Source organism: Thiohalophilus sp., from assembly GCF_046483665.1.
Classification (GTDB): domain Bacteria; phylum Pseudomonadota; class Gammaproteobacteria; order UBA6429; family Thiohalophilaceae; genus Thiohalophilus.
The window spans coordinates 1-4,235 of sequence record NZ_JAWOCR010000048.1; the positions used below are offsets into that span (position 1 = coordinate 1).

At 56.7% G+C, this 4,235-nt stretch carries 5 protein-coding genes; all 5 read left to right on the forward strand.

Features of this window, described 5'->3' with window-relative positions:
- The coding region (locus R6U90_RS10580) for a shikimate kinase (RefSeq protein ID WP_410352658.1) at positions 1-291 on the forward strand (291 nt) is incomplete at its 5' end.
- Positions 292-362: 71 nt separating this feature from the next.
- Complete coding sequence (gene aroB / locus R6U90_RS10585; protein ID WP_410352659.1) at positions 363-1,448, forward strand: 3-dehydroquinate synthase; 1,086 nt, start codon at positions 363-365, stop codon at positions 1,446-1,448.
- A gap of 16 nt (positions 1,449-1,464) precedes the next feature.
- Positions 1,465-2,616 carry a deoxyguanosinetriphosphate triphosphohydrolase gene (locus R6U90_RS10590; RefSeq protein ID WP_410352660.1) on the forward strand — a complete coding sequence of 384 codons (1,152 nt, stop codon included), beginning with the start codon at positions 1,465-1,467 and terminating at the stop codon, positions 2,614-2,616.
- 27 nt (positions 2,617-2,643) lie between these two features.
- Positions 2,644-2,901, forward strand: coding sequence for a WGR domain-containing protein (locus R6U90_RS10595; protein ID WP_410352661.1), 258 nt, complete (start codon positions 2,644-2,646; stop codon positions 2,899-2,901).
- Positions 2,894-4,235, forward strand: a 1,342-nt coding sequence (locus R6U90_RS10600; RefSeq protein ID WP_410352662.1) for an ExeA family protein, incomplete at its 3' end; no start/stop codon positions are given. The genes R6U90_RS10595 and R6U90_RS10600, both read left to right, overlap by 8 nt.

Genomic DNA, 4,235 nt, shown 5'->3' on the forward strand with positions numbered 1-4,235 from the left:
AATGTGGTGCTGGCCACCGGCGGCGGCGCCGTACTTTACGAGCAGAACCGGCAACACCTGAAAGAGCGTGGCACGGTAATTTATCTGCAGGCCCGCGTCGGACAGTTACTGGAACGAACTCACAAGGACAAGAACCGCCCGCTGTTACAGACCGCCGATCCCGAAGCCCGTTTACAGGCCCTGTTAACGGAGCGTGAGCCGCTCTATCTTGAGCTCGCGGATCTGGTGGTGCGTACGGGGCAGGGTAGCGTGCGCAGCGTGGCCGAATCGATTTTGCAAAAACTGACCTGAACCGTTGCTACTCGCCCGGTACGGCGACTATCCTGTATAATCCGATAGTTACCGGCATAACGACAGACAAAATGATTACTCTTAACGTCGATCTGGGTGAACGTAGTTATCCGATTTTCATCGGTCGCCAGTTGCTGGGCGATGCCGGGCTGATTCGGTCCTGTATCAATGGCACTCAGGTGATGATCGTCACCAACGAAACCATTGCGCCCCTGTATCTCGATAAGGCCGCGGAGGCCTTCGCCGAGTTCGAACCCCGCCATGTAATTCTTCCCGACGGCGAGCAGTACAAGAATCTGGAAGTCCTGAACCGTATTTTTGACGAGCTGCTGGAGCAGCATTTCGATCGCCATTGCACGCTGGTGGCGCTGGGCGGCGGGGTGATCGGGGATATGACCGGGTTTGCCGCCGCCTGTTATCAACGTGGCGTGGACTTTATCCAGATCCCTACCACCCTGCTGGCCCAGGTAGACTCCTCTGTGGGCGGCAAGACCGGCGTCAACCACCCCCAGGGCAAGAACATGATTGGGGCTTTTCATCAGCCCCGTTGTGTGGTGATTGACACCGACACGCTGCAAACCCTGGATGACCGTCAGCTGAGTGCCGGCCTGGCGGAGGTAATCAAGTATGGCCTGATCCGCGATATCGAATTTGTGCGCTGGCTGGAGACGAACATGGACAAATTGCTGGCCCGAGATCCGGAAGCGACGGCCTATGCTATTGAAGTCTCCTGCCGCTGTAAGGCCGAAGTCGTGGCCGCCGATGAAAAAGAAAGTGGCGTCCGTGCGCTGCTGAACTTCGGTCACACTTTCGGCCATGCTATCGAAACCGGGGCCGGTTATGGTCACTGGTTGCACGGTGAGGCTGTCGGTATGGGAATGTTGATGGCCGCCGATCTTTCCATGCGCCAGGACTGGTTGTCTGAAGAAGATTTACGGCGGGTGGAGAACCTGATCGACAAGGCCGAGTTGCCAACCCGGGCACCGCATAACATGACCTATGACAGATTCATGGAATTGATGGCCGTCGATAAGAAAGTCCGCGCCGGTCGGGTCAATCTGGTATTACTTGAAGCCCTCGGGAACGCAGTAATGACCGGGGGTTTTGATCCCGAACTGTTACGCGAAACCATCGAGGCGCATCGCGCAACTGAATAATCAGACGGAAAATCATATGTTAACTCTCGCCCCCTATGCCGCTACTGAAGAGAACAGCCTGGGGCGACGTATTCCCGAAGAGTCACCCAGTTACCGCAGTGAATTCCAGCGCGACCGGGATCGCATTGTCCATTCAGCAGCTTTTCGGCGCCTGGAGTACAAGACCCAGGTCTTCGTCAATCATGAAGGCGATATGTTTCGTACCCGCCTGACCCATTCGATTGAAGTCGCGCAGCTCAGCCGTTCCATTGCACGGATTCTGAATATTAACGAGGATCTGAGCGAGACTATTGCTCTGGCCCATGATCTGGGCCATACCCCCTTCGGTCATGCCGGTCAGGATGCGTTAAATGCTTGTATGAAGGAGTATGGTGGCTTCGAACATAACCTGCAGTCACTGCGCACCGTGGACAAACTGGAACAGCGTTATGCCGATTTCGAAGGCCTGAACCTGACTTTTGAGGCCCGCGAAGGGATACTCAAACACTGTTCGCTCAAACATGCACGGGATCTGGGTGAGGTGGGACAGCGGTTTATTAACAAGACCCAGCCCTCTCTGGAAGCCCAGGCGGTCAATCTGGCTGATGAGATCGCCTATAACAATCACGATGTGGATGACGGTTTGCGTTCGGGATTGATTACCCTTGAACAGCTTGAGGAGATCGAGCTGTTCAATGATCAATATCGGGAAGTCAGAGGGCGTTATAAAAATCTGACCGATCGGCGGCTGATTCACGAGATTATCCGACGTATGATCAATCGCCAGATTATCGATCTTGTGGAAACCAGTCAGAAGGCTGTCAAGACGCTGGGGCCGGAAGATATCCATGCAGTGCGTCAGCACCCGCAGGGTTTGATCGGCTTCAGTGAACCAATGCGCGCGGCCAATCTGGCGCTGAAGCAGTTTTTACGCAGCCGGCTGTATTCCCACTATCGCGTACATCGTATGACAGCCAAGGCCCAGCGCATTATTCAGTCGCTGTTCAGCGCGTTTTATCACGACCCCAAACTGTTACAGCCGAAGCATCAGCAGAAGGTCTACACAATGGAACAAAAAGAGGGCCCTAATGGGCGGGCGCGGGCTGTGGCCGATTATATCGCCGGTATGACCGACCGCTATGCCATTGCCGAATATGCGCGTATTTTCGATCCGGCAGAACTGACCTGAACCGGAACCGAACGGCCTGACAGTCTTATGCGTATCTATATGCAAATACCGGCTATGCAAGACAAGCCGCCTCGCTTTTATCAGCTGATGCTGCAAAAAGATCTGGTGGATGGTTGGAATCTGATTCGTAACTGGGGCGAAACCGGCAGCCGGGGACGGGTTAAACAGGATCACTATAGTGATCTGGAACAGGCCCAGACGGCCCTGCTCAGGGTCCGTGACATGCAGATCGAACGCGGCTATAAAGTGATGTTTATGCAAGGACAGGAACTACCCTATGAGTAGTTACGACGCCGTCCCGCTGGCCCGTCTGGAGCCCGATTATCTGGCGCGCTACGGTCTGCAGACCGCGCCTTTTTCCTCGACCCACGACGACCGGTTTCTCTATCTGGACGGTGAACGTCAGCAGCTGCTGAACATGCTTCAGCACCTGACCCGCTATAGTGAGCTGGTTCTGCTGGTGGTTGGGGAGCGGGGTAGCGGCAAGACCAGTATCAAGCAACGCTTTATCAAGCAGGCCGATGACAGCTATCTGATCAGCGAAGTTGATGCCCATCCGATGATGGATGCCGATGAGCTGTTGTCGAATATTGCCCGGGGTTTTGGTCTGATCGATATACCAGCCAGTCCCGCGCAGTTACAAAACGATCTCTATCGTTATCTGGCCGGATTGCAGCAACAGGATCGGGTGCCGGTCTTGCTGGTGGACGATGCCCACGAACTTCCCCAGGAGGCCCTGGAAGCCCTGTTTTATCTTTCCGATGCCGAGGCGGGCGAGGGTAATCTGTTACGCACGGTTCTGTTTTGTGAGCCGGCCATCGAAGTGATGCTGGAGTCGGCGGCGATCCAGCCGCTCAAGGAACAGGTCACCCATCGCATGCGTATTCCGCCCTTTGACGAAGAGCAGACAGCGGAATACCTTCGGCATCGCCTGGCCGTTGCCGGCCTGGAAGACACCAGTCCCTTTTCTCCCAGAGAAGTACGGCGCATCTACAAGTCGTCCGGCGGCATCCCGGAGCGAATCAATGAGGCGGCTCATCAGGTGCTGGCCGGAGGAAAAATCACGGCGCTCGACGAGGATGAGCCGTCCGAGACGCCTGAGGACGGGGTCCGTCAGGGGTTGAATCCCCGCTATATCGCTCTGGGCGGGATGCTCGTGTTACTGGTCGCGGCGGTGCTCTGGTGGCAGGAGGAGATCAATCGCCTGTTTGATGAACCGGCAGACACAATACCTGCGCAGAGCGAACAGGCTATCCCGGCACCCGCTGAACCCCCGGTGCCGGAAAAAATTGTCGAATTCGGCGGTGATGGCAACCGGCTTCCCGCCAGCGAGGTCGGGTCCGAACCGCCGGTAGAATCGGATCCGCCTGTCTCCTCATCGCAGGTACCGGCTACGGCCGGGGCATTGGATACCCCCCCGGCGGATTCGACCGGGAACAGCGTTGAGCATGAACCCCGGTCCGGGGATTCCGGGGATGCGGAGGCAAGTGAGACGCCCCCGAGCGAACCGAGGCCCGCGACATTGCGAATCGAGTCACTGGAGCCGAATCCGGTGCCGGCCAGCGAACACCAGCAGACCCTGACCCTGCGGGGGGAAGGCTTCGATGACACGACCCGGA

Coding starts and splice junctions, on each gene's coding strand:
- aroB (WP_410352659.1), top strand. CDS start 363: ATGATTACTCTTAACGTCGATCTGGGTGAACGTAGTTATCCGATTTTC.
- R6U90_RS10590 (WP_410352660.1), top strand. CDS start 1,465: ATGTTAACTCTCGCCCCCTATGCCGCTACTGAAGAGAACAGCCTGGGG.
- R6U90_RS10595 (WP_410352661.1), top strand. CDS start 2,644: ATGCGTATCTATATGCAAATACCGGCTATGCAAGACAAGCCGCCTCGC.